Genomic DNA, 26,956 nt, shown 5'->3' on the forward strand with positions numbered 1-26,956 from the left:
CGGACCCGCGGGCTGCTCTTTGCTCTTCGTTTGTCTATGCGCTATCGGTTAAGCTCAGGCTTCCGGAAGTTTCAGTCGATCAAGTGCTGCAGATGCAGCCTGTTGTTCCGCTTCCTTTTTGGAACGCCCTGTACCTCTGCCAAGCCGTTCTTGACCCATATGGACCTCTGAGACAAACTCACGTTCATGGGCAGGTCCCCGTTCCTCAACGATACGGTATTCCAAAGCTCCCATATTGTGATGCTGAGTGAGTTCCTGCAGTTCCGTTTTATAATCGCTCATTTGCAGCTTGCTGCCCAAAACAATTAACGGAAAGACATGCTGGTCGAGAAAAGTCCGGACAGGCGCAAGCCCCTGATCCAGATACAATGCACCAATGAAAGATTCAAACACATCCGCAAGCAGAGCCGGCCGTGTCCGTCCTCCAGTCAGTTCCTCACCTTTACCAAGAAGTACATACTGCCCAAAACCCAACGCTTCAGCAAATTTGACGAGGGAAGGCTCACAGACAATGGATGCCCGCAGCTTAGTTAATTCACCTTCCGGACGGTTAGGATACAAATGATACAAGTATTCCGATACAGTCAGTTCCAGCACGGCATCGCCCAGAAACTCCAGACGCTCGTTGTCCTGATGCTGACTGAACCGGTGTTCGTTTACATAAGAAGCATGGGTAAACGCTTGTTTTAAAAGCTGCCTGTTGTCAAATTTGATTTGAAGTTTGTGTTGTAACTGCTTCAGATCTTCACTCAAACGAACTAGCCCCTTATGCTTCAAATTTTTTGAGAATAATGGTGGCATTGTGACCGCCGAATCCAAATGAATTGGACATGGCAATATTAACTTTGGTTTGACGTGGAACATTTGGTACATAATCCAGATCACATTCAGGATCCTGATTTTCCAGGTTGATCGTTGGAGCCAGTGTCTGATGTGTCAGTGACAATCCGCAGATAACCGCTTCTACACCACCAGCAGCGCCGAGCATGTGGCCCGTCATAGATTTAGTAGAACTTACTGCGAGCTTGTACGCATGATCACCAAACGCCTTTTTGATCGCAAGCGTTTCAGATCTGTCGCCTACAGGCGTCGAAGTTCCGTGTGCATTGATGTAATCCACTTCTTCAGGCTCAATGCCCGCATTGCGAAGTGCCATCTTCATGCAACGTGCTGCTCCGTCCGGATCTGGTTCTGTCATATGATGTGCATCGCCAGTCAGACCATAACCGATCACTTCGCCATAGATACGTGCACCACGTTTTTGAGCATGCTCCAGGGATTCCAGAATCAGAACGCCAGCGCCTTCGCCCATAACAAAACCATCACGTCCCGTATCAAAAGGACGACTCGACTTCGCAGGATCATCATTACGTGTAGACATTGCGCGCATAGCACAGAACCCTGCAAGACCTGTTGGTCTGATTGTTGCTTCCGCACCACCACAGATCATGGCATCTGCATCACCATTGGCAATCAGCTTGAAGGAATCTCCGATGGAGTGTGTACCTGTTGCACAAGCGGTAACAACGTTAATGTTAGGCCCTTTGGCACCAAGAGAAATAGACATTTGGCCTGAAGCCATGTTGGAGATCATCATGGGAATGAAGAATGGGCTTACGCGTTTTGGACCTTTTTGCAGCAATGCATTATGTTGGTCCTCCCACGTACCCAATCCACCAATACCTGATCCAATGGATACACCGAAGCGCTCTGCATCAATGTTCTCGTTGATTTTGAGACCACTGTCTTCAACAGCTTTGAAACCAGCTGCCACAGCGAACTGAACAAAACGGTCCATTTTACGAGCATCTTTGCGATCCATGTATTCTTCCGGGTTGAAATCCTTGATCTCGGCTGCAATCTGTGTCGTATATTCACTCACATCGAATGCTTCAATCTGAGAGATTCCGGACTTTCCTGCCATTAAACTGCCCCAGAACGTTTCCAAATCTTTTCCGAGCGATGTCATTACGCCCATTCCGGTAATTACTACTCTTTGTTTCAAACCGACTCACCTCTATATCGACTGCATTACGCAAGTATTTTGTGGGAATATCCGCAAACAGGCATCTAGGCAACCAAGATCGGAAAACCTGCTTAACTAGAGCTGCTTGCGGAATGAGAAAAACCAATGAATGATGAGAAGTCCCGCCTGTTCGAAAACATGTGCGGGACTAAAATGACTTTAGGTATGAGATTGTATGTAGTTTACAACTTCACCTACGGTCGTGATTTTTTCTGCATCTTCATCAGAGATTTCCAAATCAAATTCATCTTCCAATTCCATGACCAATTCCACTACATCCAAAGAATCAGCACCCAAATCTTCTTTGAAAGATGCTTCAAGTGTAACTTCAGCTTCGTCTGCGCCCAAGCGGTCGACGACGATGCGTTTTACACGCTCCAATACATCGGACATCCGGTTCACCTCCTTCTTTGGTATTATACGAGAATCGCAGGCAAAATGCCATAGAAGACATATGCGGCTCCCGGCCGGGGAACCCGGCCTTTTTCCGGCATTTCGGATCGTCCAGCGCCTGTTCCCCGACTATTGTTCAAGTCTGGGAAGAATTACATGTACATGCCACCATCGACATGCAGCGTCTGCCCTGTCATATAAGATGAAGCCTGTGAAGCCAGGAAAGTGACTACACCGGCAATTTCATCCGGCTGACCCAAACGGGACAACGGAATACCACTCAGCATACCGTCCACCAGCTCCTGAGACAACTCTTTTGTCATATCCGTCTCGATGAAACCTGGTGCAACACAGTTGACTGTGATTCCGCGGGAAGCCAGTTCACGAGCGGATGCCTTCGTTAGACCAATCACTCCTGCCTTGGCAGCAACATAGTTTGCTTGTCCAGCATTGCCAAGCACACCTACAACCGAGGAGATATTGATAATTCTTCCCGACCGTTGTTTCATCATTGGACGTGTAACCGCCTTAAGGCAGTTAAACACACCTTTGAGATTGGTTTCAATAACCTGATCGAATTCTTCCTCTTTCATACGCATGATCAGATTGTCACGGGTAATCCCGGCATTGTTCACCAGAATATCAACATTGCCCCATGCTTCGAGTGTAGCTTTGACCATTTGTTCAGCTTCATCCATCAGGCCAACATTGGCTTGGAGCGTAATTGCCTTGACTCCTTTGGCACGAATCGCTTCCGCCACTTCCTCAGCTGCCGCTTGACTCCCCGCATAATTCACAGCTACGTTCGCTCCAGCCTCAGCCAGTGCCAGTGCAATACTGCGCCCAATGCCCCGGGAAGCCCCGGTAACGAGTGCATTTTTACCTTCTAATGGTTTAGACATAATCATTCCTCCTTTCCCCAAATCTAATCCCTGCTAATCACTTCAACGCACTTGCCGTTGCTTCGAGCGTTTCAAGACTGTTCACATTGTACAGTTTTACGGTTTTATCTGTTTTTTTAATCAAACCGGTCAAGACACTGCCAGATCCAATCTCGATGAACGTATCCACGCCTTGCTCAATAAGCCATGTCACACTGTCTTCCCATAATACAGGAGAATAGACCTGAGCTGTCAACAAATCCTGAACTTGTCCATTCTCTGCAGATCTTGCAGTCACATTAGCGACTACAGGGACCGCTGCCGGTGAGAACGTGACGGTTTTCAGTTTCTCTTCCAGCTTCTCAGCTGCACCCTTCATCAATGAAGAGTGGAAAGGTCCACTCACTTCAAGTAGAATGGCGCGTTTGCCGCCCGCTTCTTTCACTCGTTCCGCGACAGCAGCTACGCCTTCCTTCACACCGGAAACGACGATTTGTCCCGGACAATTAATGTTGGCAAGTTCAACCGCATGACCACTTTCAGATACGTCACGGCAAAGCACCCCCAGCGCTTCCCGATCCGCACCCAACACAGCAGCCATCGCTCCTTGTCCACCCGGTACTGCCTGTTCCATATACTGACCACGCGCCCGCACAGTGCTCACTGCGTCAGCAAATGAAAGAACACCCGCTGCCACCAGTGCACTGTATTCTCCCAGACTGTGTCCAGCCGTATAGTCAGGCTGAATTCCTTTTTCTTTGAAAGCTTCAAGCAAGGCAATACTTGCTGTCAACAGAGCCGGTTGTGTATTTGATGTCTGTTTCAACTCGGTCTCCGGTCCTTCAAATATTAGGCTGCTCAGCGAGAAACCCAGCGCTTCATCTGCTGTGCGAAAAATCTCGGTTGCCGCAGGCACGGACTCATACGCGTCCTTGGCCATGCCTACAGCCTGTGATCCCTGTCCGGGAAATACAAATGCTATCTTACCCATTTCATTCATCTCCCAGCTGTCAATTTTACCAAACGAGTACGGATGCACCCCATGTCAGACCGCCACCGAATCCAACCATCAGGACGGTATCTCCGGCTTTCATGCGACCTTCCTCTGCTGCTTCAACCAGAGCAAGCGGAATCGAAGCTGCCGATGTGTTTGCATACTTGTCCACGTTAACAACAACTTTCTCTTCAGGAAGTTCAAGTCGTTGCATCGCAGATTGAATAATCCGAATATTCGCTTGGTGAGGAACAAACAGATCCACATCTGTGCGCTCCATACCAGCCTTGCGCAATACCTCAATCGTAGCCGTTCCCATAACACGCACCGCAAATTTGAATACTTCACGACCATTCATGTAGATGTAATGCTTTTTATTTTCAACGGTCTCTGCGGTAGCAGGCAAACGGGAACCGCCGCCTTCCATCTGAAGAAGACTACCGCCAGCACCTTCGGCGCCGAGATCGAATGCTTTGAATCCGCGACCTTCCGGTACTTCACCAACCACCACTGCGCCTGCTCCATCACCAAAGAGGACACATGTGTTACGGTCTGTATAATCCGTAATACGAGACAAGCAGTCCGCACCAATTACAAGTGCATTGTTGTACATCCCGCTCTGGATGAAGCTCGTAGCACTCGCCAAACCGTATACAAATCCGGAACATGCAGCCGACAAATCGAATGCCGCCGCACCTTTTGCACCCAGTTTGTCCTGCAAGATACAGGCTGTCGATGGGAACGAAGAATCCGGGGTAATGGTTGCAACGATAATCAGATCAAGATCACTGCCTGTCATTCCTGCAGATTCAAGGGCTTTAATAGCCGCTTCGTATGCTAGATCGGAAGTGGCCTGATCGGGTGCAGCGATATGACGCTCTTTGATTCCTGTACGACTGACGATCCACTCGTCATTGGTGTCGACCATTTTCTCCAGGTCACTATTCGTCAAAATTTTCTCAGGCACATATTTCCCTGTACCAATAATCCCTACTGGGCGCAAATTATTCATGTCGTCACTCACTTCCCGCTAATTTCCTTAGATATGCTCTCTACCAGCTGGTTCTGTACTGCAATCCGAGCTTGGCGTACAGCATTTTTGATGGCATTGCCATCAGCAGATCCATGACTTTTCACAACCAGTCTGCTCAAACCGAGGAGCGGTGCTCCGCCATGCTCCGTATAATCCAGCTTCCGTTTCAATCCACGCAGCTCAGGCATCAGTACAGCCGCAGCCAGTTTACTTTTGAGGGAAGACGAGAATTGTTCCTTAAGCAAGGCGAAAATGGCACCTGCTGTGCCTTCCAGCGATTTCAGCAGTATATTCCCTGCAAAACCGTCACATACAAGCACATCACAAGCACCCGTCAGCACATCACGAGCCTCTACATTACCGACAAATCGAATTGGGAGTTGTTCCAGTAAAGGATACGCATGTTTGGTCAACTCATTTCCCTTACCTGGCTCTGTTCCTACATTGAGCAAGCCCACTCTTGGGGATTCTATGCCCTGTACTTTCTGCCGATACAAACTGCCCATTAGGGCATATTGTGCAAGATGCTCTGGTTTGGCATCCATATTCGCTCCGAGATCAAGCGCAAGTACACCCACATCATCAATCGTTGGAATCATGGGCGCAAGCGCCGGACGTTCAATACCTTCCATGCGACCTACAACAAGCAAACCCGCTGTCATCAACGCTCCAGTATTGCCTGCAGAGATCATCGCATCCGCTTCGCCCTCTTTTAGCATGCGGCCTGCTACCACCATGGAGGCATCCTTCTTGCGACGCACCGCTCGTACCGGCTCATCATCCGAACCAATAACTTCGGAAGCATGCCGGACCGTCAGATTGGCAGGTCTCACACCTGACTGACTCAAAAGAGGTTCCAGCTTGGCTTCATCGCCGATCAGGATGATCTGTGTATCCGCCCATTCCGTGGCTGCGGCAATCGCACCTTCTACCGTTGATGCAGGTGCATTGTCGCCTCCCATGGCATCAATGACGATTTTCATTCCAAATGACCTCCTTCTCCGCTGTCTTCTCCACCTGAATGGTAGATTACAAAGTTGCCTTGAAACACCATTTCCTCACCTACATAAGTGAATACTTCCACTTTGGCTTTGCCCTTTTGACCCGGAATCGATCTCACATAAGCCTTCGCAATACATTTCTCTCCCAAATGAACCGAACGGACAAAACGAATGTCTGCTGATGCAGTCAACGCGATCTCGTCATTAATGATCGCTACAGCCAAAGAGTTAGCCTGTGCAAAGACATAGTGTCCACGTGCAATGCCTGTTCTTGAAAACACGTGTTCTTCCTTAATCTCAAACAGAGAAATCCCGCTCTTGTCCAGCTGCAAGTCTACAATATCACCGATGATCTCATGCAGGGGCAGCGAGCGTACCTGATCATACGAGCGCTCTGCCATCAGTTTCATCCGCTCCCGAAGTTCGGGTATTCCAAGTTCCAGCCTGTCCAGACGAATCGTCTGAATACTCACCTTCAATTGGCGCGTAAGTTCCTGATCCGTCACAAACGGGTTTTCTTCTATCATTTTGGTTAACTGCTGTTGCCTCTGTCTCTTCGGTACACGTTCGATGCCTGACACCCCCCGCTGTATCGTTTACGGAACCGTCCCATCCGGCCAGTTCAACCATTCTTTCCTGTTGCTTCTATAGTTGCATCCCTGGTCACCAGGGTCGTTCTCAAACAGATCATGGTTCATTCATATGTAACGTCAAATCTTAGAACCTGGTACTAAACTATAGTATATCTCATCCCGTGTCAAAAAGAAAGGCTGGCCTAACAAAAACAATCCACCCATGTGAAGCACGGATTTCATGCCTGCCAACTCACTCTATAGCCACCCTCTAATCCAAAAAAAGTAGCACCTCATCGAAATGAAGTGCTACTTAATGTCCAACTATTATTGAGAGATGATCTCTCTTGCTTTGTACGTTCCGCACACTTTGCACACGTGGTGACTAAGTTTAAGTTCGCCACATTGTTCACATTTCACCATGCCCGGTACAGCCAATTTAAAGTGAGTGCGACGTTTGTCGCGACGCGTCTTGGACGTTCTCCGTTGAGGTACTGCCATTATTCCCACCTCCTTATCAAAATCAACCTTTGCAGGTAGTTGTTACAATGTTCGATTTTCAATCATGCTCATTTAAAAAAATCCTTGAGCCCTGCAAGCCGCGGATCGATAACCTGGTTATCACAACCGCAGTCACCTTCGTTCAGCTCATGGCCACACTTGGGGCATAACCCTTTGCATGTATCGCTGCATAGCGGTATAAACGGAAGATCCAGCAGAAAAGCTTCCTCGGCATAACCCTTCAGATCAACGCTATCTCCATCCACATAGAGCGTATCATCGTCTTCGTGTAAGTCCTCTGGCTGTTTTCCCTGCTTGAATTGCTCATGAAAATCAATATGAAAATGTTCATTGATCGGCTTGAGACAACGGGAGCACAACATGTCCACTCCTACGGTCAGCTTGCCATGAACATCCACAACGTCACCTTCTCTGAATTCTGCAGATAAATCCGCAGTCAGCGGGGTAACGGCTGTGATATCTTGTCGGTTAGAAACCAGTTCCTTGATATCCCACTGTTCGTTAAACTTCAGCGGACCATCACTGGTAGCCACTTTGCGAAATGGCATTAACATTTCCATCACTCCAAACGAAACCAATTTCATAATTCGTATCAAACGTATCACGACAGTTATACAGTTCAAGCCTTCTTTTGTAAAGCAGTAAATCCTGACTGTATGTATTCTGACGCTTCATCGTTAAAAGTATTATGAAATTGACTTAACAAACAAAAATCATTATACCGATTTTTCAAGACGTTTGTCAACACTTTTAACTTTACACCCTTTTTAAAAACACTGACCACACAGCCATTTACTCCATCTGGTCTATTATAGACCCACTTCAAGATAAACTACAAGTCGTCATTTTAGTTGTAGTTCCTTGCAAACACCGGTCACATTTCGTTAACGTTTAGTGTGATCTATGTCACACAGACCTTCTTGGCCCCTATCTATACTTGCTATAAACCGAAGCACGATCAGCTCTATGACCGATTTATTATCAACTATTTCATTATCATATCGGGAGGGAATATTCATGTTAAGCGAACACACAATTACCGTCATTAAATCTACAATCCCCGTACTTGAAGTCCACGGCGAAGCGATCACACGCCACTTCTACGAAACGATGTTCACAGCTCATCCGGAACTGCTGAATATTTTCAATCATGCAAATCAGAAACAGGGACGGCAGCAAGCCGCCCTCGCCAATATGGTGTACACTGCCGCCCTTCATATCGATAATCTGTCCTCCATCCTGCCTGCCGTCCGGCAAGTTGCACATAAACATCGCAGCCTGGGTATCGTTCCCGAGCAATATGCGATTGTCGGCACCTATCTGTTACAAGCTATCAAAGACGTTCTTGGAGACGCGGCTACCGATGAGATCATCACGGCGTGGGGCGAAGCCTACAATGTCATTGCAGACGCCTTTATCGGGATCGAACAGGACATGTATACAGAAGCGGAAAACCAAACAGGTGGCTGGGAAGGATTCCGGACATTCAAAGTTGCCAAGAAAGTGCAGGAAAGCGAAGTCATCACGTCCTTTTATCTCGTTCCAGACGATGGTAAGCCTATTGCCAGCTATGAACCTGGACAATACATCAGCATCAAAATTCAGCCAGAGGCACAGTCATTTACCCAGATTCGTCAGTATAGCCTTTCAGATGCCCCGGGTAAACCATACTATCGCATTTCCGTTAAGCGTGAGCGAGGTGTATTAGAGCGCCCTGACGGAGTTATCTCGACGTATCTACACGATCACATTGAAGAAGGCAGTCAGGTGGAACTATCCGCTCCTGCTGGCGACTTCACGCTAAATGCAGAGGATAAACGTCCTGTTGTGCTGCTTAGTGGCGGTGTTGGCTTAACGCCAATGATCAGTATGTTAAATACGCTGGTTCATTTGAACGAAAACCGTGCAATTACATTTTTGCATGCAAGTCCGAATGGTCAATCTCACGCTTTCCGTGATCATGTGAACAGCCTGGTCGAAGGTAATCAGGGCGTTCAAGCTTATTATTGCTATACACAACCTGAGGATTCTGATCGTACGAACAGTCATTTTCATAAGGAAGGTTACATGGATGCGGCTTGGCTTCGCCAAGTCATTGATGAACTGGATTCCACTTATTATCTGTGTGGACCAGTTTCGTTTATGCGGGCGATTTATACGGAGCTTCTGGCACTTGGTGTTGCAGCGGACAACATTCATTATGAATTTTTCGGACCCAAAGCTAGTCTTTCTCCCGCGCCGGAGAGTGTCTAAGGGTTCTGAATATGCTTGAAGGCACGGTCTGACATCTGCTGATGTTGGATTTGTGCCTTTTTTCATTGGTCTGACAGTACTCCGTGAGTTGATCTAATAGAGGTCATCGCCTATGATGGAATGAAAAGCGTTTTTAGCATTTTGAGTGTGCGTTATACAATATTGACGTAAACTTACCAACCCAACTGGCATTGAAAAAATATATCTGTAACATCATGCATACATACCCATTCATCTCATTTGAGAGGAGTACGTCTAATCATGAAAGCCGTAGGCGTCATTGTTGAATATAACCCCTTGCACAACGGGCATGTCTATCATTTGCAGGAAGCTCGGCGGCTAAGCGGGGCAGACGCCGTTGTTGCGGTCATGAGCGGCCCTTTTCTCCAGCGTGGCGAACCCGCCATCGTCGGTAAAAGGGCACGCACCGAGATGGCGCTGCACGCAGGCGCCGATCTGGTGCTTGAACTGCCGGTGGCCTACGCGGTCCAACCGGCCGAGTGGTTCGCCTTCGGTGCGGTATCGCTGCTGCACCGCACCGGCGTTGTGGACTCGCTCTGCTTCGGCAGCGAGTCCGGCGACCTGGACAGCCTGCAGCGCATTGCGCGCGTGCTGGCTGTGGAGCCCGCAGGGATGCGCGAGGACATCGCGCGCCGCCTGCGGGAAGGCGCCAGCTACCCCGCCGCGTACGCAGGCGCGGCGGCAGCGCTGGCGCCTGGCGGCGTCGATGCTCACGACGCCGCTGCACTGCTGGAGCAGCCCAACAATTCGCTTGGGCTGCACTACCTGATCGCGCTGCAACGACTCGGCAGCGCGATCCAGCCCTTTACGGCGGCGCGTACCGGTGCCGCGTATCATGAGGCGACGCCCGGGCCGGGGGCGATCGCCAGTGCAACAGCCGTGCGCCGCCTGCTGATGGCGGACGGACCCGACGCCGCCGCGCCATACGTGCCGGCGGCAACACTTGCCATTCTGCATCGCGAATGGCAGGAAGGGCGCGCTCCCATACACTGGGAGCGCTTTGCGCAGCCGCTGTTGCACCTTGCGGCCACCCGCCGTGCCTCCGAGCTGGAACGCATCGCCGAAGTCACGGAAGGCCTGGAGCATCGGCTGAGCCGTACATTCGCTCAGCTCCCCGAGCCTTCAGTCGAGGCACTCCTGAATGCACTGAAGACCAAACGTTACACACGCACGAAGCTCCAGCGTATGCTCGCACACCTGCTCTTGAATCACACCAAAGCCGAGTGTTCACCAGAGCAATTGGCTGCTGGCCCCGGATATCTCCGAGTCCTCGGATTTAATACTCAAGGGCAGAGCCTGCTTAAACAGATGAAGAAGACAGCCTCACTGCCTGTTGTGCTGAAACCGTCGACGTTCACACACAATCAACTGGAACTGGATATACAAGCTCAGGTAGCGTATGGACTCGCTTGCGAGCATAGTGATACACGCAGGATGTTCAGTGATTACTATGAGTCACCTGTAAGGCTGTAAACCAATTTTGACCATAGGGCTTCATTTTGCACTTAGGTTTCCCCTCTCACCTCTAAGATCAACCGGATCGTTGATAGCCGAAATACCATACGCAAATATACATGAAAAATCCCCTTGCTGCGTGCCGCTCAGGCATATCGCAACAAGGGGATTCTCTTATTAACATCCTTATTTCTCTATCTTTTGATACTCTTCATTCCTTCACGGACAAGGTTTTCAGGTAAGCCAGCGCATCATCCACCGTGCTCAGAGGCACAAGTTTCATTTTAGTGCCAATCTGTTCAGCCTTGGCTGCCGCTTCCTTATAATTATCCTTCGGCACGAAGAAGATCTCCGCTTCTTTTCGGTCAGCGGCTACAATCTTATGCACTACACCACCAATTGCACCCACCACACCGTCCTTGGTAATGGTGCCTGTACCCGCAATTCGATGACCCTTGGTCAGATCTCCAGGTGTTAACTGGTTGTAGATCTCCAACGTAAACATCAAGCCGGCAGACGGACCACCAACCTGGGTATCGGTGAAAGAGATCTGTTTGTCCGGATCTTCAGCTTTCACCTTCTGAACCGCACCAATCATTACGCCGAGTCCCGGGCGGGTTTCACCCGTTTTACTGTCTTTTACCTGAATCAGTTTCACGTCCCGGCTAATGGTCTCTCCACCACGTTCCAGTTGCATTTCGACCGTATCTCCGACCTTTTTATCTTTTAACTGGGCAGAAAGCACCGTATTATCCGGCGTAGCAGTACCGTTCACTCCCAGAATAATATCTCCCGGTGCAATATCTCCTTCCGGTTTCGGATCTTCGGACAGTCCAAATACAAAGATATGTTCAGGTACAATGGAGTACGCCACACCAGCCTGCTCATAAGCAGCCTCCATTGCGGAGGATTGCGAGTCACTCATGAACCATACTTGTTCGGCGGAATATTCCGCTTCGCTTTTGCCGCGCAGCCGGTCTTCCTTTTTATCCACTTGAGCATTCCGATTGAACAGAGAGGTTCCTAGCAAAAACACATTGGCATAGGTTGCCGATACGGTCGTCATCATGAACACACCGCGTTCTTCCTGGTCTCCGCCTTTAACAGTTACCATGGGTTTTACTTCGTCTGCACTGCCAGGCATATATATGATATACGGTGTTGGCATGTACACAGCAACATAGACGACCAGAGCCACCACGATCACAAAGATCGAAGCTCTGAATCCGCCAGATTTCCGAATCCGATTCATCGCATGAGCCTCCGTTCTTTGTATCTCTATACAAGATGAGCCTGAATTCTACATTATTCCAGCGATCACAATACCACCTTTTGAATAATTCCATTCTTCGGTTAGGTTTCACGCTCTTTGTAATGCAAATACTCAGCTCATCTGATTGAATCGTTTATTTCCAAGTCTAACACTCTGGTCACCGTGCATACAATGGTACAGGCCGGATAGGCCGCTGTATACCATAGCCTGTCCGGTCAAGGCCGAACCGCCTTCGGGCGTCATTCGGCCGTCCATAATGATTCAGATGCCGAATCGGCGTTATTTGATATGAGGTGAAACGATGACAATACAGAGCGAGGTTAGAGACTCTGGCCCGTTACGAACGATACTTCTAAGTACTGGCGCTTTAGCACTGGTCATTGCAGTAGTCGCTTCCCCCAAAGAAGCGTTTGATGCCTCAATTCAAGGTCTGGATATATGGTGGAAAATCATCTTTCCTGCCATGCTCCCATTCCTCATGTTATCCCAAATGCTCACTGCGTTTGGCTTCACTCACGCGATTGGCGCCTTACTCGGACCGTTGATGCAACGATGGTTCAGACTTCCAGGCAACGCAGGGCTGGCTATTGCTGTTGGCATGTCCGGCGGATTTCCCGCAGGAGCGGATGCGGTATCCCGTTTATTTCAGGATAGACAAATTACCGCCAAGCAGGCGGTTGTCCTTGCAGCAGCAGCTCATTTTGCCAATCCGATGATGATCATCCTGGTCGTGGGTGCTGCTTTTCTTCACCAGCCTGCTGCCGGATATTTCCTCTTAGTCGTTCACTGGATCAGCGGCTGGATTGCTGCCATTCTTGCAGTGCGTCTCCTGCCTGCACCGGGAAAGCGTAAAGGTCCAGATGGCTCCGCCGTCCAGGCAGAGACCAGCTCTATTGATTCTCAGCCTGTAATTCCTGCAAGTTCCACAAGTCACTCATCCATCCCTCACCACACTACGTTGAAACGACGCAATATATGGTCTGAGATGACACTTGCAGCCAGGGAGGCTCATCGTCGTGATGGAAGAGGATTTGGCAAACTTCTGGGTGACACCGTATCCCAGGCTGTGCAGACTCTGATGATGACCGGAGGGTACATGATCGGTTTCGCCGTATTTATCCGACTACTCTCCCTTTATCTGACTCCCGGGTCTTCTGCTGCGCTGTGGCCGGCCTTTTTCGAGCTACATTTGGGTACCTACCATTTGAGCCAAACTTCACTTACACCTGCCCTGCTGATGCCCCTGCTTGCAGCTGTTCTGGGATGGGGCGGTCTATGCTCCCATCTGCAAGTCTCTGCTGTCCTGAAAACAACTGGACCCGACAGCAAATCCATGTTGTACTTTGCCGGAGTTCGTCTGACTCATGGGATCATCGCCTTTTTGATCAGTCTGTTCCTCTGGATGCCGTTCAGCCAATACAGCACACAAGCCTGGACCACATTACAGACGAATGCAGACCAGGACCTGTCAACACCATTCAGTTGGCTGCTCATACATCATCCAGACAACACATATACAATGAACACCATATGGAGCGCTTTTCCTGCTGCATGCATGGGTCTAGTGTTACTTCTTGCAGTCATGATTAGTCTATCGGGTCTTACCTTCTGGTTTAACCGCCGGTTTTCTCGCTGATTTTCTGACGTAGTGCAGCTTCCACTTCAGGTGATACAAGATCTGTTACATCTCCATGATAATGAGCGATTTCTTTCACGATGCTGGAACTTAGATACGAATATTTCGGGTTCGTCATCATAAATATCGTTTCCGCATCCGGGTTCAACTTGCTGTTGGTCGATGCCAACTGCAACTCATATTCAAAATCAGTTACCGAGCGTATACCGCGGACGATGACCTGAGCTTCCTTTTGCCGGACGTAATTGGCCGTCAGATCGCGGAAACTGTCCACCTCGACATTCGGTAGATGACGGGTTACTTCTGTGATCAATTCCTTGCGTTCCTCCACCGTAAACAGCGGATTTTTGCTCATATTGTTTAACACAGCCACAATGACGCGATCAAATTGCTTCGACGCCCTGGCGATAATATCCAGATGCCCCATCGTCACGGGATCAAAACTTCCAGGATATACGGCGATCCGTTCCTGTCGATGTATCATTTCAGTCATGAGGAGCCTCCTCTTCCGGTGTAATGGATTCTCCATCTTCAACTGCTTCAGGCGCATAATAATAGATGGATACTGCCGTCTCCCCATACAAAGCCTTGCGCGTTTGTTCAAACGGGCCGAATTGCTCAGGGTAATCGTGTTTGGATTCATATTCAAGCACAATGGTAGCTTCAGGTTCCAGAAGTTCCAGTTCGTGCATGGTCAGCATCAGCTCGTGCCCGTTCTTCATGCGATATGGCGGGTCGAGAAATACCAGATCGAACGTTGTGCCTCGCTTGGCGAGTGCCTTCAATGCACGACCTGCATCATTACGGTATACAGCCGCCTGGTCTTCCAGCTTGGTCGCCTTCAGATTCATGCGGATGACTTCAATACTTTTCGATTCCAAATCAACAAAAACAGCCTTGTCCATGCCGCGGCTCAGCGCCTCAATACCGAGACCCCCACTGCCTGCAAACAGATCCAATGCTGTACCGCCCTCAAAATAAGGACCAACCATGCTAAATAACGCTTCCTTCACCTTGTCGGTGGTCGGCCGCGTACCCGTGCCAGGAACAGCCTTCAGCGGTCTGCCTTTCGCACTCCCAGATACCACTCTCACTGACGAGTCACCTTTTCTCTATGTAAGTTTATTGATACGGCTATCGTACCACACTCGGGTTCAGTTTGAAAAATGCTCGGTCTTCATTTGCCTTGGAAAATTGTTGACGAATTGTTGGCGCATATGTATAAAAAGGAAACAATCGGGCGATTCTATAATTATCGACATCACAAGTGTCGTAGACAACCGCGGAGAAGACTTACGTTTCCCCATAAGCTCTTCGTCCGGTTTCTCCTCTCCCATGAAAAAGAAGCTCTCGAAAGAGGGCTTCTTTTTGTTGTCTAAGTTTTCATTTATTTGGTTAGTTATACTTTTCTTCAAATTCACTTATTTCGGCTTGCTCTTCGGTCTGCAACCATCCGATCTCCCTCAGCCACATGCCCATATCTGCGATAAATTCATTCACGTTTAGATGATCAATCTTGTATTTCTGGATCTTTTCACTCAAAAAAGCATAAAACTCATGACTTAACGCATACCGTTGTTTGCTTTTGCTTAATGTCTTATACCGGTCCTCGCTGACCACCAGATCAAAATAGATGATATTCTCCTTCTTCACATGCCTGACCGTCGATTTCCTCTCGTATCCTTCAGGAAGGCCCCTGAAAACGAAGAACAATTCAATATCAACTACTCCATATTTGTTTTCTACTTTATCAAAAACAGGCTGCAACTCATCCGCAAGATTGGCAACCTGCGTTAATCCTGAAGTATCTGTCGATTTGCCCAGGATCATTATTAAACTCCTCCTCGTTCATTATCAACATTTGTAATCAAACTAAAAAAGGTTGACTAGTGATGTAAACTTCGTCAACCTTTCCTACGTTCATCTTTCTTGTGCATTACCTTAACTTAGCAAGACCATACTAATTCAGCTCTCGATGTTTCCGATTGGAAAGTCGCAAATTGACCAATGGAATGAGAAGTAAAACAACCGGCAAGAGAAGATTCATTGAACCTGTCTTAATCATCATAAAGGCAATAAACAGCACGGCGAGCCAGGTTATAATCTCAGTCACTTCATATTTGGTTAACGTAAGCTTGAATGCTTTTCTCGCAATGAAACGAATTAAAAAATAGGCGATCAAGCTATAGAACAGAATCATTCCCAAGATTGCAACAGTAATTATGAGGTACATATCCAACATAAAAATCTCACCCGGCCCTTATAACATTTCCTTAATTTTACCATATAAGCAATAGGGTGTCATTCCAAATTCCGAACTCAGGCTCATTTCAGAACTGGCATTTATGCTTTACTTCTCCTCGACAACAATCGTTGCATTATAGATCACAACACGTTTCCCATTGAGATCGAATAATACTTTATTCCCGTATTCCGTATCTTCCACGTCAATTTTTCCATCGTAGGTCTGAATCAATTCACCCGAATCACTATACACTTTAACGACCCGCTCCAGACCGCCCGAGTTATTGGACCTCATCGTTTTGAGTGCACGTTCACCCGAAGCCGTATTGAAATACCATATGAAACATCCAACAATGATACCCAAGAAGACCAACACCGTCACCCATATACCTGTCTTTGCTTTTTTACTCATCTTGAACCCCCTCTTATGATTCCTATCTCGTACATTACGAGAGCAGAGCGAGAACGGTTTCATACAGTGCGTACCAAGCTGTTCATTGACATAACCAAACAGAGGCCTCCAACAAGCGAAGACCTCTGTTCTTTAATCCAAATATGCTTTTAATTACAGTCCACGAATGACGAATTCGAATGTCAGTTCGCCGTCTGAAGGGATCAGGTATTCCGGATGAACTGGAGCACCCCAGCTGTCATCACCGCCGACACCCATTTGTTTACCCGCTACAGTGACGACCGTATAGTGCACAGGAGGCAATTCGTACGCATGCTGTGCGTTCTCCAGTTCAAATGCTGTATATGGTGAGACATTCAGCTCAACTGGGGTTCCGGATGCTTCAATTTTGAAGCCACGTCCCGCGTTGTCTGTCAATTTGGCCCAACGTACGCCTGTACGGTTGCCCGATTCCTGTGGTACCAGATATGGAGCCATCGTATCCGCAACTTTGCTGCCGTGGATACCGAGACGTGCGCCAAATGCACGGTCTGCATAGTTTTCTTCAGGACCCATCGCCAGCCATTCCACGTTTTCGAAGTCAGGTGATGTTCTGAAGGAAAGTGCATGAATTGGCAAGTTAGGCAATCCAGCTGTTCCTTTGTACGTGTTATGCACATGAACACTTCCATCTGCATGAACGGTATATACGACTTTCACTTGTACATCTTCCGAAATGTTGAGTTTGTAGGTGAACTCGATCCGGTATTGGTCCGGTTTCTGTTCTGCTTTCCACTCCACAGTACGTGGCATCAGGCTCGCTGCATACCAGGCACCCAGTTCGAAGCCCATCGCCATACCCTTGTCGTTATCCGTCATTGCACGCCAGAAGAGCGGTGCAGGTGGTACGGCAATGGTCTCACGACCAGACAATTTAAGGGAAACCAGTGTCCCGAACTGTTTGGAGAACAGCGCATGCGTCTTGCCGGCACGTACACCGATGTTAACGTCACCTTCAATAACCTGTACATCACTTACAAGGTTCAGGTCCACTTCAACTGTATCATTCACCTGATCCTGTGTGAAAATAAACTGTCCAAACGCCACTTCTTCGCCTTTGTCAGCCCACAGTGTAGCTTCTTTTAACACAAATGCAGTGTTCACAGCATACTCGCCGCCAACCAAAGAGGCTGCATTGATCGGAAGCTTCACCACTGTCTCGCTTTGTGCATCTACGTTGACTTCCAATGTTCCACGTAGAACTTCATGTCCCTCACGATCCAAGCTGTAAACCAGTTCCAACGCAGATGTATCTGCAAACAGGTTACCGTTCACGATCTTAACGCCTTCACGATCCGGGAACAGCTTGATGTTCTGGTACAGGAATTTGACCTCCTGCATTTTCGCAGTTACTTTACGATCAGCATGAACGATCCCGTTACCACAGAAGGAATAGTCTGATGGACGATCACCAAAATCTCCGCCATAAGCGAGGAACTCTTTACCGTAACGATCTTTTTTGTAAATAGATTGGTCGATGTAATCCCAGATGAATCCACCTTGATACATCGGATATTTGTCTTCCAACTCCGTATATTTGTGCATACCGCCAATGGAGTTACCCATGGCATGCATGTACTCACAGCTGATATACGGCTTAGTCGGATTTGCATTCAGGAATTCCTCAATGTCCGCCGGTTTGGCATACATGCGAGTCTCCATATCACTTGTTTCATCGAAACGGCGATCATGGAATACACCTTCGTAATGTACCAGACGTGTTGGATCAGCTGATTTGAAGTATTGGGATACTTTGTAGATGACTTCACCACCATGTGATTCATTACCACAAGACCAGATCAGAATCGACGGATGGTTTTTGTCACGCTCCACCATGGATACGGCGCGGTCCATAACGATATCATGCCATTCCGGTTTGTCACCTGGAATAACCCATGAAGGCTCAACAGCACCAAGTTTCTGCCAAGATCCGTGTGTCTCCAGGTTCATCTCGTCAATAACATACAATCCATATTCATCACACAGCTCATACCAGAGACTTTGGTTTGGATAGTGTGACGTACGTACGGCATTCATGTTGTTTTGTTTGATCGTACGAACATCCCACAGCATATCTTCCTTCGTAACCGCGCGTCCACGACGCGGGTTGAACTCATGACGATTCACACCTTTGAATACGATCCGTTTACCGTTGATGTGCATTACTTTGTCGATCATTTCGAATGTACGGAAACCAACGGCTTGAGGAACAACCTCAACCAGTGTACCCGCAGCATCATATACACGAATATAGAGACGGTACAAGTATGGAATCTCTGCGCTCCACAGGTTTACTGTGCCGATATCTTCACGAAGACTTACTTGTCCATCGTTAACTTTGGATTCAAACGTTTTAACGGTATTACCTTCACGATCACGAAGTTCAGCCTCTACTCGCGCTCCAGCAACAGCTTTTCCTTCCAGCTTCAAATCCAGTTGCAATGTACCGTTGGTATAGGACTTGTCTAGATCTGTGCGAACATGAACATCACGTACGTGTGCAGTTGGGACGGTATACAGATATACATCTCTGAAAATGCCGGAGAAACGCCAGAAATCCTGGTCTTCCAGCCAGCTGCCTGTGCTGCGTTGATACACCTCAACTGCGAGTTTGTTCTCTCCATCCTGAAGGAATGGCGTCAGGTCAAAATCAGATGGGGTGAAGCTGTCTTCCCCGTATCCTACGAATTGACCGTTAAGCCATACATAGAATGCAGACTCTACACCTTGGAAAGAAATATATACCGGATTCGACTCCCAACCTGTCGGCAGGTGGAATGTGCGAATGTAACTTCCAACGGGATTTTTGTCCTGTGGCAATGCCGGCGGACGAATTTCGTTCAGACCATCCCAAGGGTATTGTGTATTTACATATTGAATCTGTCCGTATCCCTGAAGCTGGATGTGTCCCGGAACTTCAATATCATCCCAGCCTTCACTGGAGAAATCGGATGTATAGAAAAATTCAGAACGGCTGTCCGGACGAATTGCATAGTTGAATTTCCACGTACCATTCAGATCATAACGCATCGACATCGGACCTGAATTTACAGCCTCATCCATCGTTTGGTAATAACGGTGATCGGAATAGGCATGAAGACGGTTCACCTCAAATACACTTACGTCCCCCAACCAGTTGATATCTGCCTTTGTTGCTTTCATCGGCTCTCTCTCCCTTTAAAACGTTATAGTTTGACTTATTCAAGGTGTACTCTGGATTACATAAACAAAAAAGACAGAGGTACGCTATAACAGCGCCCTCTCTTCTTTCCTGCACCCGTCCTTTGCACGGATTATGCTGTTTTCATTACTTCACGGAACCTACCATACCTGCAACAAAATGTTTCTGCATGATGAAGAAAACGATTGCTGTAGGTAGTGTTGCAATAACGATCGCTGTCATGATTACTCCGTAATCCGGAGAATAACCAGCACCGAGATTTGAGATCAACAGTGGAATCGTTTGTTGGTCAGGTGTTTGCAATACAATGAGTGGCCACAGATAGTTGTTCCAGCTACTCATGAATGTAATGATTGCTGCCGCTGCATATGTTGTTTTCATGGTTGGCATATAGATCTTCAAGAAGATGCCGAGTTCACTCAAACCATCAATACGTCCAGCTTCCAGCAAGTCTTTCGGGAACATTTTGGTGTTCTGACGGAAGAAAAAGATCAGGAACGCTGTTGCGATGGTTGGCAGGATCACTGCTGCCATCGTGTTGATTCCGATTACTGGTGCAACTCCCGAGATTGTTGCGAACATGCGATACAGGGGTACCATAATCGCTGCAAACGGGATCATCATGGATAACAACAGGATATTAAACACAATGTCACGAGACTTCGTGCGATATACCTCGAAGCCATAACCTGCCATGGAACCAATAAACAGTGCCAAGAGAGTGGAGATTACAGAGATAATCGCCGAGTTTCCGAGAGCCTGAACCAGATTTGTCGAATCAATCAATTTGTTGAAGTTATCAATAAAAGCTGAACCGGGCAGCAGTCTACCCTTGGTTACATCGACTGATGCATTTGTTGAACTGACCAGCATCCAGAAGAAAGGGAAAATGGATACAAAGGCGACGATGGATAGAAACACATACGTGAAAATCCGTTTTGCTTTAGCTTTAGCCATTTTTATTATCACCTGCCACTTTAAACTGGATGATGGACAATACAATAATCAAGATTACGATGGAATACGACACTGTTGCTGCATAACCGAAGTCCGGTGAATATTTGAACGAAAGGTTGTAGATGTATTGTGAAATCGACATGGTCGCATTACCTGGACCACCTTTGGTAATATTCATGATCTCATCGAAGATTTGCAATGTACCAATCGTTGATGTGATGGACGTGAAGAGGATAATCGGTTTAAGCAAAGGTACTGTGATTTTGAAGAATTGTGTAAACGCATTCGCTCCGTCAATTCTTGCAGCTTCATAGATCGATTGATCGATGTTTTGCAGGGATGACAGATAGAAAATCATGTTATATCCGGTCCAACGCCAAGTAACGGCGATTATGATCGTAATTTTAGCCCAGAACGGGTCTGTGATCCATTGGATTGGATCGCCAATAATGTTCAGGCCCATCAGGAATTGATTCACCATTCCATCCGGTGCGAACAAATATTTGAATACAACAGAGTACGCTACCAATGAAGTTACACAAGGCAAGAAAATCGCTGTACGGAAGAAGCTCCGGAAGCGTAGTGTGCTGTCATTCAGCAATACGGAAATAAACAAACCAAGAATAATCATTACAGGCACTTGAATAATCAAGTAGATAAATGTATTCGATAATGCTGTACGGAACGTTGTATCCACTAACAATCTTTTGTAGTTAGAAAGGCCCGAAAATTCAAGATTGGCTCCTACACCAGACTTGAACGATAAGAGCAGCGCTTGGATCATCGGGTAGAAATAAAATGCAACAATCCCGACAACAGCCAGCAAAACAAAAGCCCATCCAGTCAAATTATTTTTCTTTTGGAGACTGTCTCCTGTATTCATGGCTTTCACAGTATGGCTCCTCTCTCTCCATGGAACATGGGTAGAACCCACGGAGCCTCTCGCCATATCCGGTTCGACTTGCGCCGGACATGGGAGACGGCTCCGATGTTTCCTAGGGTTCTATAAGTTACCTTGGGTATCTTAGTTTAATTGTGCTTCAGCTTGTTTTTGTGCATCAGCCAGAACGTCATCGATTGATTTACCGTTCAGGAATGCTTGCATTTCTACAACCAGAATATCTTCAATGGCATATGTGTTGATACCATAGTTTACGCTTGGAATTTCTTTCGTCCAATTCGCAAAGTCTGTGAAGATTTTTTGTCCGCCGAAGTACTCGTCTGCTTTCGCATAAGCTTCGCCATCAACTGCTGGTTTGTACGTACCAATTGCGCCGATGTTGTTCAACAGATCTTGATACAATTGTTTGTCAGAACCAAATGTTTTTGCTACAAAATCAGCTGCTTGATCTGCACCAGGAACGTTGTTCATAACATACCAAGAGCTACCACCCAAGTTGGATGCGTGAACAGAGTTTGGTTGACCAGCCATTTTCGGCATTGGAGCTACAGCCCATTTACCGGATTGGGAAGCTTCTTGACGTACAGATGGTGAGAACCAGTTACCTGTAGGAATTGTTGCTACGCTACCGTTATTGGCGTTGGCAACGAATTGACTCCAGTCAGAGTGCAATTTAACAATGTTGGCATCCATCATCGCTTTGTATGTGATGAAAGCTTCTTTCAGTGCAGCGTTAGTAGCAATGTCAGGTGTTTTACCATCTTCTGCGGAATACCATTTACCTGCAGTTTGGATCATCATACGAATCAAACCAAGGTCATTCGGGTCAAGAGAAAGAAGCTCTTTACCTGTTTTAGCTTTTACGTCTTTACCAATTTGGATGTAGTCATCCCAAGTGATGTCTTGCAGGTCAGCTGCTTTGTAGCCAGCTTGCTCCAGCAGATCTGTTCTGTAGTACAAACCAGCAACGCCGGAGTCAAATGGTACTCCGTATTGTTTGCCATCAAATGCTGTTGGTCCAAGTTTGTAATCTGCAAAGTCGGAAGCCGTGACGTTGGAAGACAGATCTTTGAACGCATCAGGATATGCATTCAGGAAGCTTTGTGAACGATAGTCTTCAATCAGAACTACGTTTGGAAGACCGCTGGCAGTTCCGGAGTTAAGACCTGTGTTCAGTTTCTGAATGATATCAGCTTGAGCGTATTCAATGATGTTAATTTTCACATCAGGATTTGCTTTTTGATATGCTTCTTTTGCTGTTTCCATTGCAGCTACGTTAAAAGCTTTGTCCCAAGCCCAGACCGTAATTTCGTTTGTTTTTTCGTCGCCACCACTAGCGGAATTACCTCCACCACCAGATGAACATGCAGACAACAGCAATACTGTAACGAGCATCAATACCCACATTTTTTTCAAAACATTCAACTCCCCTTTAACCTCTTTGTGTGTAATTTGTTTACGTTTTCTGAAAGCGGTTGCTTTCGATATATTCATCTTATCATTCCCATATCTCCATTCGTTAGTAATAATTTTGTACGGATTTGTCATCTTATTGCCACAATGAAAACCTTTACAGAAACCGTTTGCATTAAATTTGTTTTTTTGTAATTTCTTTTGATTTTGTAATTTCTTGATCTTGAAATAGTACAAATATGTATTCTCACTTCACCTTTGAAACATGAAAATCCCCCGTCTCTGCAAAAACACAGAAGCGAGGGATCTCAATTTCGGGTGTATTCCGTTGGATTAGGTATACAACTCAACTCGTGATCAAAGGCAGTGTTACGGTCACTCTTGTTCCTTCACCGACGTTGCTCATAATCGTGACACCGTAAGGTGAACCATATAATAGCTCAATGCGGTCATGCACATTGCGAATTCCGATGCCACTGAAGAGTTGACGATTGTTTTTCGGATTAGGCAATGTTTCTCCCATTACAAGCCCTTCAATTCCATCACCATTGTCCATGATCTCACAGATGAGCGATTCCCCCGCTCTGGAAACCATGACATGAATCGTGCCCGTCTCTTTTTTGATAAATCCATGGAAAAATGCGTTCTCGATAAACGGCTGTATAACCAGCTTCGGTACATGGTAATGTGTACAATCGGGAGCGACGTAGAATGCTGCTTTAATCCGGCCTCCATATCTGACGTGATTAATGAAGACATAATTTTTCAAATTCTCGACTTCTTGTTCAACCGTAACGGTCTGACTCACATCACTAATCGTATTCTGTAGCAATCCGATCAGCGCATTAATGGTCTCCGCTGCCCTGTCCTTGTTACCTTGTTGCACCAAAACTTTGACAGAAGCAAGTGTGTTGTACAAGAAGTGAGGATTAATCTGACTCTGTAAAGCTGCAAGTTCTGCGTTACGTTGTTCATGCTGGGTCTGTACTAACTGATCCACATAATCATGCAGTTCATCAAGCATGTAATTGTAAGCATGGCCCAGCTGCCTGCTCTCGTAGCTTCCACTCACCGGAATATAGTTGTCCAGATCACTTTTCGTAATATTGGACATCTGTTTCACAAGTCTGCGCAGGGATTTGGTAATCTGGCTGGTGATGAGAAATACCAGAATAAGAGCCCCTACAACAATTGCTGCACAGATCAGGGCAACCGTCTTCATGTCGATGAGTTGACCCATCGCCAGATCCTTATCCACGACATTGACAATGTAAAACCGATAGAACGGTAAATACTCCGATAGAACAACGCTATCCTGATCCATCACACGAGCATTGATGCTTCTCGGAGACGTTTTGTTCATTTCTCGGGCATAGGACAGCAATTCCAGCTGAGTTGTCCCAATCCAGTCTTCACGATTCGAAGATACAATCTCACCTTTTTCGTTCATAATGACCACGTCATTGCCTCGACTTGTAAAGCTGGCATAGAACTGACGGAACGCATCCTCTCTCATGGTGACATAGAGCGTACCATATATTCGGCTGCGGGTTCGATCCGTCAGTGCTTTCGTGGCAGAGATCATCTGCTGGCTTCCGACCGTTGCATCGTTTTGGTAATCATCAAAGATAAGACGACTCGGCGTCTCAGCGGCTTCCACCGTGATCGGTTCCTCTTTCAATTCATCCACTGACATCTCAAGGTGAGCACGATTGGTGGAATAACTCCGCCCATTGATCCCAATAATCGTTATCCCTACTTCATACGATTCCGTTATCGATTGAACACGGTCCATCGTTTCCCGCATATTATAGAAGGATTTGGCCATGGTGAGGGAATCCGCATCTCCTTCAGACAGGAATCCTCGAATGGCTCCACTCTGAGTCACATTATTGGATACGGCAGCAATGGCCTCGTTAAACGATTCAAAATTCGTTTTGATCTGATTAAGTACCTTCGAGTTCGTGATACTGAACGTCTCGGTGAACAGATTGGTTGACATGTGAATGGTCGTCCACAAGATGAGTACAGAGACGAGAACAATACTGACAACCATAACCAGAAACAACTTGGGAAATAATCCGAGACGAGATAATCTGTTCATCCATTTCTTCATGATCTTATCCTTCTGACTTTATGCCCAGAATTTGCGCCGGTATCGGCTTGGTGATGATCCGGTGAATTTTTTGAACACTTTGCAAAAGTAACTATGATCGGAATACCCTACCATGCTGCTGATCTCCGAGATCGTTACATCATCGGACCGAAGCAATTCCTCGGCTTTTTCAATCCGAATTTTATTCAAATATTCATTGAATCCTTCTTTTTTGTGAGATGAAAAGTAACTGGACAAGTACGATGGATTAAAATGAAAGTGCTTGGCTACTTCAGCAAGCCCGAGTGGCTGGTCAAAATGCTCATGCATATAATCCAGCAGCATCTTCATATTCGGATCACTTCGTTTTCCACCTGTACCGATGGTACATTCCTGAACTTCCGTCATGAATTGATCAAGCACAGCCATGACTTCACTCAGACTCGAAGCCCCATCCACATTTTTAAAATACGTATATTTGCTCTCTTCAAGCCCGGCAGACTGAACATCCATATCCGCGAGGGTAATCGTTACGTTGAAGATCAAGTTACCAAGAAATGATTTGATCTCAAACACATCGGCGATATAATCACGCCCGAGAGTTGCCGCGTGATCCTGCAAGTACTCTCTTGCCGCTTCGACCCGATTACGTTTTACATGCTGCAAAAACATGTTCACATTGAACTGGTAACCTGCCGGATGCATCGGCGGAAGTTCACCATACACCAGAATGGGTCGATCCTTATAATAGAAGCGATATTCCATTAGCTTGATCAGGCGTTCACGGTATACGATGCCCATCTTTTCAAATGAAGTAAAGCTGTCACTGAGTACCCAACCAGGGTTGCCCTGTCCTGCTGCATTTTCATTAGCCAGCTGTCTGATGCGTTCAACCATCCATTCATCTCTCGCAGGATCGACATTAAGAAGCATGATGGGAAGTGCGCCCTCTGCCGGAACCATTGAACATTCCACTTCAGGCAGATCACTGCGGAGCCTGTTTTCGAGCTGTTCCTGATCCAGCTTCAGTGGATTTCCCTCAGCATTCATGGGTTTGTACACAAGCAAGCGAAAGGATTCATGCGGAAAGGTGTCTCGAATCATCGGCATATCGCTATCTTCATCCAGTGTAAATCCGGACAGCATCTTCTCCATCAGTTGACCTAGTCTCCAGCCATCGTGCGACGGCTCGAACTGTAACTCCTGAATTTTACCTGCTGTTCGTTGAAGGACCTGCAATAATTCATTCGTATCCAGCTTGGGTTTCAGAATATAATCTGCTGCCCCGTGCTGAAGCGTCGAACGTACATACTCAAATTCACTGAAGCTGCTAAGAACAATCACTTCAATCTGTGGATTACTGGCTTTTAGTGTGCGGACAAAAGTCTCGCCATCCATGACAGGCATGACAATGTCGGTAATCACAATATCCGGTTTTAACAGGTCCACCTGCTGTAATCCTTCTTCACCGTTAGAAGCTTCACCCACAATGATAAATCCTTCGGCTTCCCAGTTCATATGGTGCTTTATGCCCTGTCTTACCAGAAACTCATCGTCAACAATCAGCACCTTGCACAACCGGTTCATGATCGCGACCCCCTTGTCTAATCTTTCCTCTATATCTGTACAGGTTATACCAACTATTATATATCGG

General features: G+C 47.0%; 26 protein-coding genes. 3 read left to right on the forward strand and 23 right to left on the reverse strand.

Translation table 11 applies throughout. The annotated features are described in order from the left end of the window. Positions 1-54: 54 nt before the first annotated feature. From rnc to FS628_RS03625, 10 genes are all read right to left on the reverse strand, one after another. Positions 55-753, reverse strand: a complete 699-nt coding sequence (gene rnc / locus FS628_RS03580; RefSeq protein ID WP_145318996.1) for a ribonuclease III — start codon at positions 751-753, stop codon at positions 55-57. Between the two features lie 13 nt (positions 754-766). Beyond that, positions 767-2,005, reverse strand: coding sequence for a beta-ketoacyl-ACP synthase II (gene fabF / locus FS628_RS03585; protein ID WP_145318998.1), 1,239 nt, complete (start codon positions 2,003-2,005; stop codon positions 767-769). A gap of 180 nt (positions 2,006-2,185) precedes the next feature. Beyond that, positions 2,186-2,419: an acyl carrier protein gene (gene acpP / locus FS628_RS03590; protein WP_024630176.1), complete on the reverse strand. Its 234-nt coding sequence runs from the start codon at positions 2,417-2,419 to the stop codon at positions 2,186-2,188. Between the two features lie 152 nt (positions 2,420-2,571). Beyond that, on the reverse strand, positions 2,572-3,321 hold the full coding sequence (gene fabG, locus FS628_RS03595; protein ID WP_017689228.1) for a 3-oxoacyl-[acyl-carrier-protein] reductase: 750 nt from the start codon (positions 3,319-3,321) through the stop codon (positions 2,572-2,574). 37 nt (positions 3,322-3,358) lie between these two features. After that, entirely contained in the window at positions 3,359-4,291 is a 933-nt protein-coding gene (fabD, locus tag FS628_RS03600; RefSeq protein ID WP_145319001.1) for an ACP S-malonyltransferase, read from the reverse strand. A 25-nt stretch (positions 4,292-4,316) separates the two neighbouring features. Then, positions 4,317-5,306, reverse strand: a complete 990-nt coding sequence (locus FS628_RS03605; RefSeq protein ID WP_145319004.1) for a beta-ketoacyl-ACP synthase III — start codon at positions 5,304-5,306, stop codon at positions 4,317-4,319. Between the two features lie 8 nt (positions 5,307-5,314). Further along, on the reverse strand, positions 5,315-6,310 hold the full coding sequence (gene plsX / locus FS628_RS03610) for a phosphate acyltransferase PlsX (protein ID WP_145319007.1): 996 nt from the start codon (positions 6,308-6,310) through the stop codon (positions 5,315-5,317). Further along, entirely contained in the window at positions 6,307-6,855 is a 549-nt protein-coding gene (gene fapR, locus FS628_RS03615) for a transcription factor FapR (RefSeq protein WP_062833760.1), read from the reverse strand. The genes plsX and fapR overlap by 4 nt, the downstream gene beginning before the upstream one ends. 372 nt (positions 6,856-7,227) lie before the next feature. Continuing rightward, positions 7,228-7,401, reverse strand: coding sequence for a 50S ribosomal protein L32 (rpmF, locus tag FS628_RS03620; RefSeq protein WP_017689233.1), 174 nt, complete (start codon positions 7,399-7,401; stop codon positions 7,228-7,230). Positions 7,402-7,469: 68 nt separating this feature from the next. Continuing rightward, entirely contained in the window at positions 7,470-8,006 is a 537-nt protein-coding gene (locus FS628_RS03625) for a YceD family protein (RefSeq protein ID WP_313958512.1), read from the reverse strand. 433 nt (positions 8,007-8,439) lie between these two features. On the opposite strand from FS628_RS03625, the gene hmpA reads away from it, so the two are divergent. Further along, on the forward strand, positions 8,440-9,675 hold the full coding sequence (hmpA, locus tag FS628_RS03630; protein WP_145319014.1) for an NO-inducible flavohemoprotein: 1,236 nt from the start codon (positions 8,440-8,442) through the stop codon (positions 9,673-9,675). Positions 9,676-9,936: 261 nt separating this feature from the next. Further along, positions 9,937-11,169 (forward strand): nucleotidyltransferase, encoded by a 1,233-nt coding sequence (locus FS628_RS03635; protein ID WP_145319017.1) that lies wholly within the window; start codon positions 9,937-9,939, stop codon positions 11,167-11,169. 193 nt (positions 11,170-11,362) lie between these two features. Here FS628_RS03635 and FS628_RS03640 read toward each other — a convergent pair whose 3' ends face one another. Continuing rightward, positions 11,363-12,403: a SepM family pheromone-processing serine protease gene (locus FS628_RS03640; protein WP_145319020.1), complete on the reverse strand. Its 1,041-nt coding sequence runs from the start codon at positions 12,401-12,403 to the stop codon at positions 11,363-11,365. Positions 12,404-12,535: 132 nt separating this feature from the next. Continuing rightward, positions 12,536-12,679, reverse strand: a complete 144-nt coding sequence (locus FS628_RS31880; RefSeq protein ID WP_222125174.1) for a hypothetical protein — start codon at positions 12,677-12,679, stop codon at positions 12,536-12,538. A gap of 46 nt (positions 12,680-12,725) precedes the next feature. Between FS628_RS31880 and FS628_RS03645 the strand changes: the two genes are divergently transcribed. Further along, on the forward strand, positions 12,726-14,060 hold the full coding sequence (locus FS628_RS03645) for a nucleoside recognition domain-containing protein (RefSeq protein ID WP_145319023.1): 1,335 nt from the start codon (positions 12,726-12,728) through the stop codon (positions 14,058-14,060). Here FS628_RS03645 and coaD read toward each other — a convergent pair. The 11 genes from coaD to FS628_RS03705 form a co-directional block, all read right to left on the reverse strand. Further along, on the reverse strand, positions 14,038-14,544 hold the full coding sequence (gene coaD, locus FS628_RS03650) for a pantetheine-phosphate adenylyltransferase (RefSeq protein WP_085981453.1): 507 nt from the start codon (positions 14,542-14,544) through the stop codon (positions 14,038-14,040). The genes FS628_RS03645 and coaD overlap by 23 nt on opposite strands. 1 nt (position 14,545) lies before the next feature. Next, positions 14,546-15,154 (reverse strand): 16S rRNA (guanine(966)-N(2))-methyltransferase RsmD, encoded by a 609-nt coding sequence (gene rsmD / locus FS628_RS03655; protein ID WP_036609474.1) that lies wholly within the window; start codon positions 15,152-15,154, stop codon positions 14,546-14,548. A gap of 301 nt (positions 15,155-15,455) precedes the next feature. Continuing rightward, entirely contained in the window at positions 15,456-15,890 is a 435-nt protein-coding gene (locus FS628_RS03665; RefSeq protein ID WP_145319026.1) for a hypothetical protein, read from the reverse strand. A 130-nt stretch (positions 15,891-16,020) separates the two neighbouring features. Continuing rightward, positions 16,021-16,302 (reverse strand): hypothetical protein, encoded by a 282-nt coding sequence (locus tag FS628_RS03670; protein ID WP_145319029.1) that lies wholly within the window; start codon positions 16,300-16,302, stop codon positions 16,021-16,023. 108 nt (positions 16,303-16,410) lie between these two features. Next, a complete protein-coding gene (locus FS628_RS03675) occupies positions 16,411-16,716 on the reverse strand; it encodes a hypothetical protein (protein ID WP_145319032.1) in 306 nt (101 codons plus the stop codon). 153 nt (positions 16,717-16,869) lie between these two features. Beyond that, a complete protein-coding gene (locus tag FS628_RS03680) occupies positions 16,870-19,917 on the reverse strand; it encodes a glycoside hydrolase family 2 TIM barrel-domain containing protein (RefSeq protein WP_145319035.1) in 3,048 nt (1,015 codons plus the stop codon). 145 nt (positions 19,918-20,062) lie between these two features. Next, positions 20,063-20,893: a carbohydrate ABC transporter permease gene (locus tag FS628_RS03685; protein WP_145319038.1), complete on the reverse strand. Its 831-nt coding sequence runs from the start codon at positions 20,891-20,893 to the stop codon at positions 20,063-20,065. Beyond that, positions 20,886-21,776, reverse strand: coding sequence for a carbohydrate ABC transporter permease (locus tag FS628_RS03690; RefSeq protein WP_145321360.1), 891 nt, complete (start codon positions 21,774-21,776; stop codon positions 20,886-20,888). Before FS628_RS03690 ends, FS628_RS03685 begins: the two co-directional genes overlap by 8 nt. 141 nt (positions 21,777-21,917) lie before the next feature. Beyond that, positions 21,918-23,201 (reverse strand): extracellular solute-binding protein, encoded by a 1,284-nt coding sequence (locus tag FS628_RS03695; RefSeq protein WP_440131261.1) that lies wholly within the window; start codon positions 23,199-23,201, stop codon positions 21,918-21,920. A 352-nt stretch (positions 23,202-23,553) separates the two neighbouring features. Further along, positions 23,554-25,323 (reverse strand): cache domain-containing sensor histidine kinase, encoded by a 1,770-nt coding sequence (locus FS628_RS03700; protein WP_145319045.1) that lies wholly within the window; start codon positions 25,321-25,323, stop codon positions 23,554-23,556. Positions 25,324-25,341: 18 nt separating this feature from the next. Further along, positions 25,342-26,889, reverse strand: coding sequence for a response regulator transcription factor (locus tag FS628_RS03705; RefSeq protein WP_145319048.1), 1,548 nt, complete (start codon positions 26,887-26,889; stop codon positions 25,342-25,344). Positions 26,890-26,956 lie beyond the last annotated feature (67 nt).

This window comes from Paenibacillus xylanexedens, from assembly GCF_007676705.1.
GTDB classification, from domain to species: Bacteria; Bacillota; Bacilli; order Paenibacillales; family Paenibacillaceae; genus Paenibacillus; species Paenibacillus xylanexedens_C.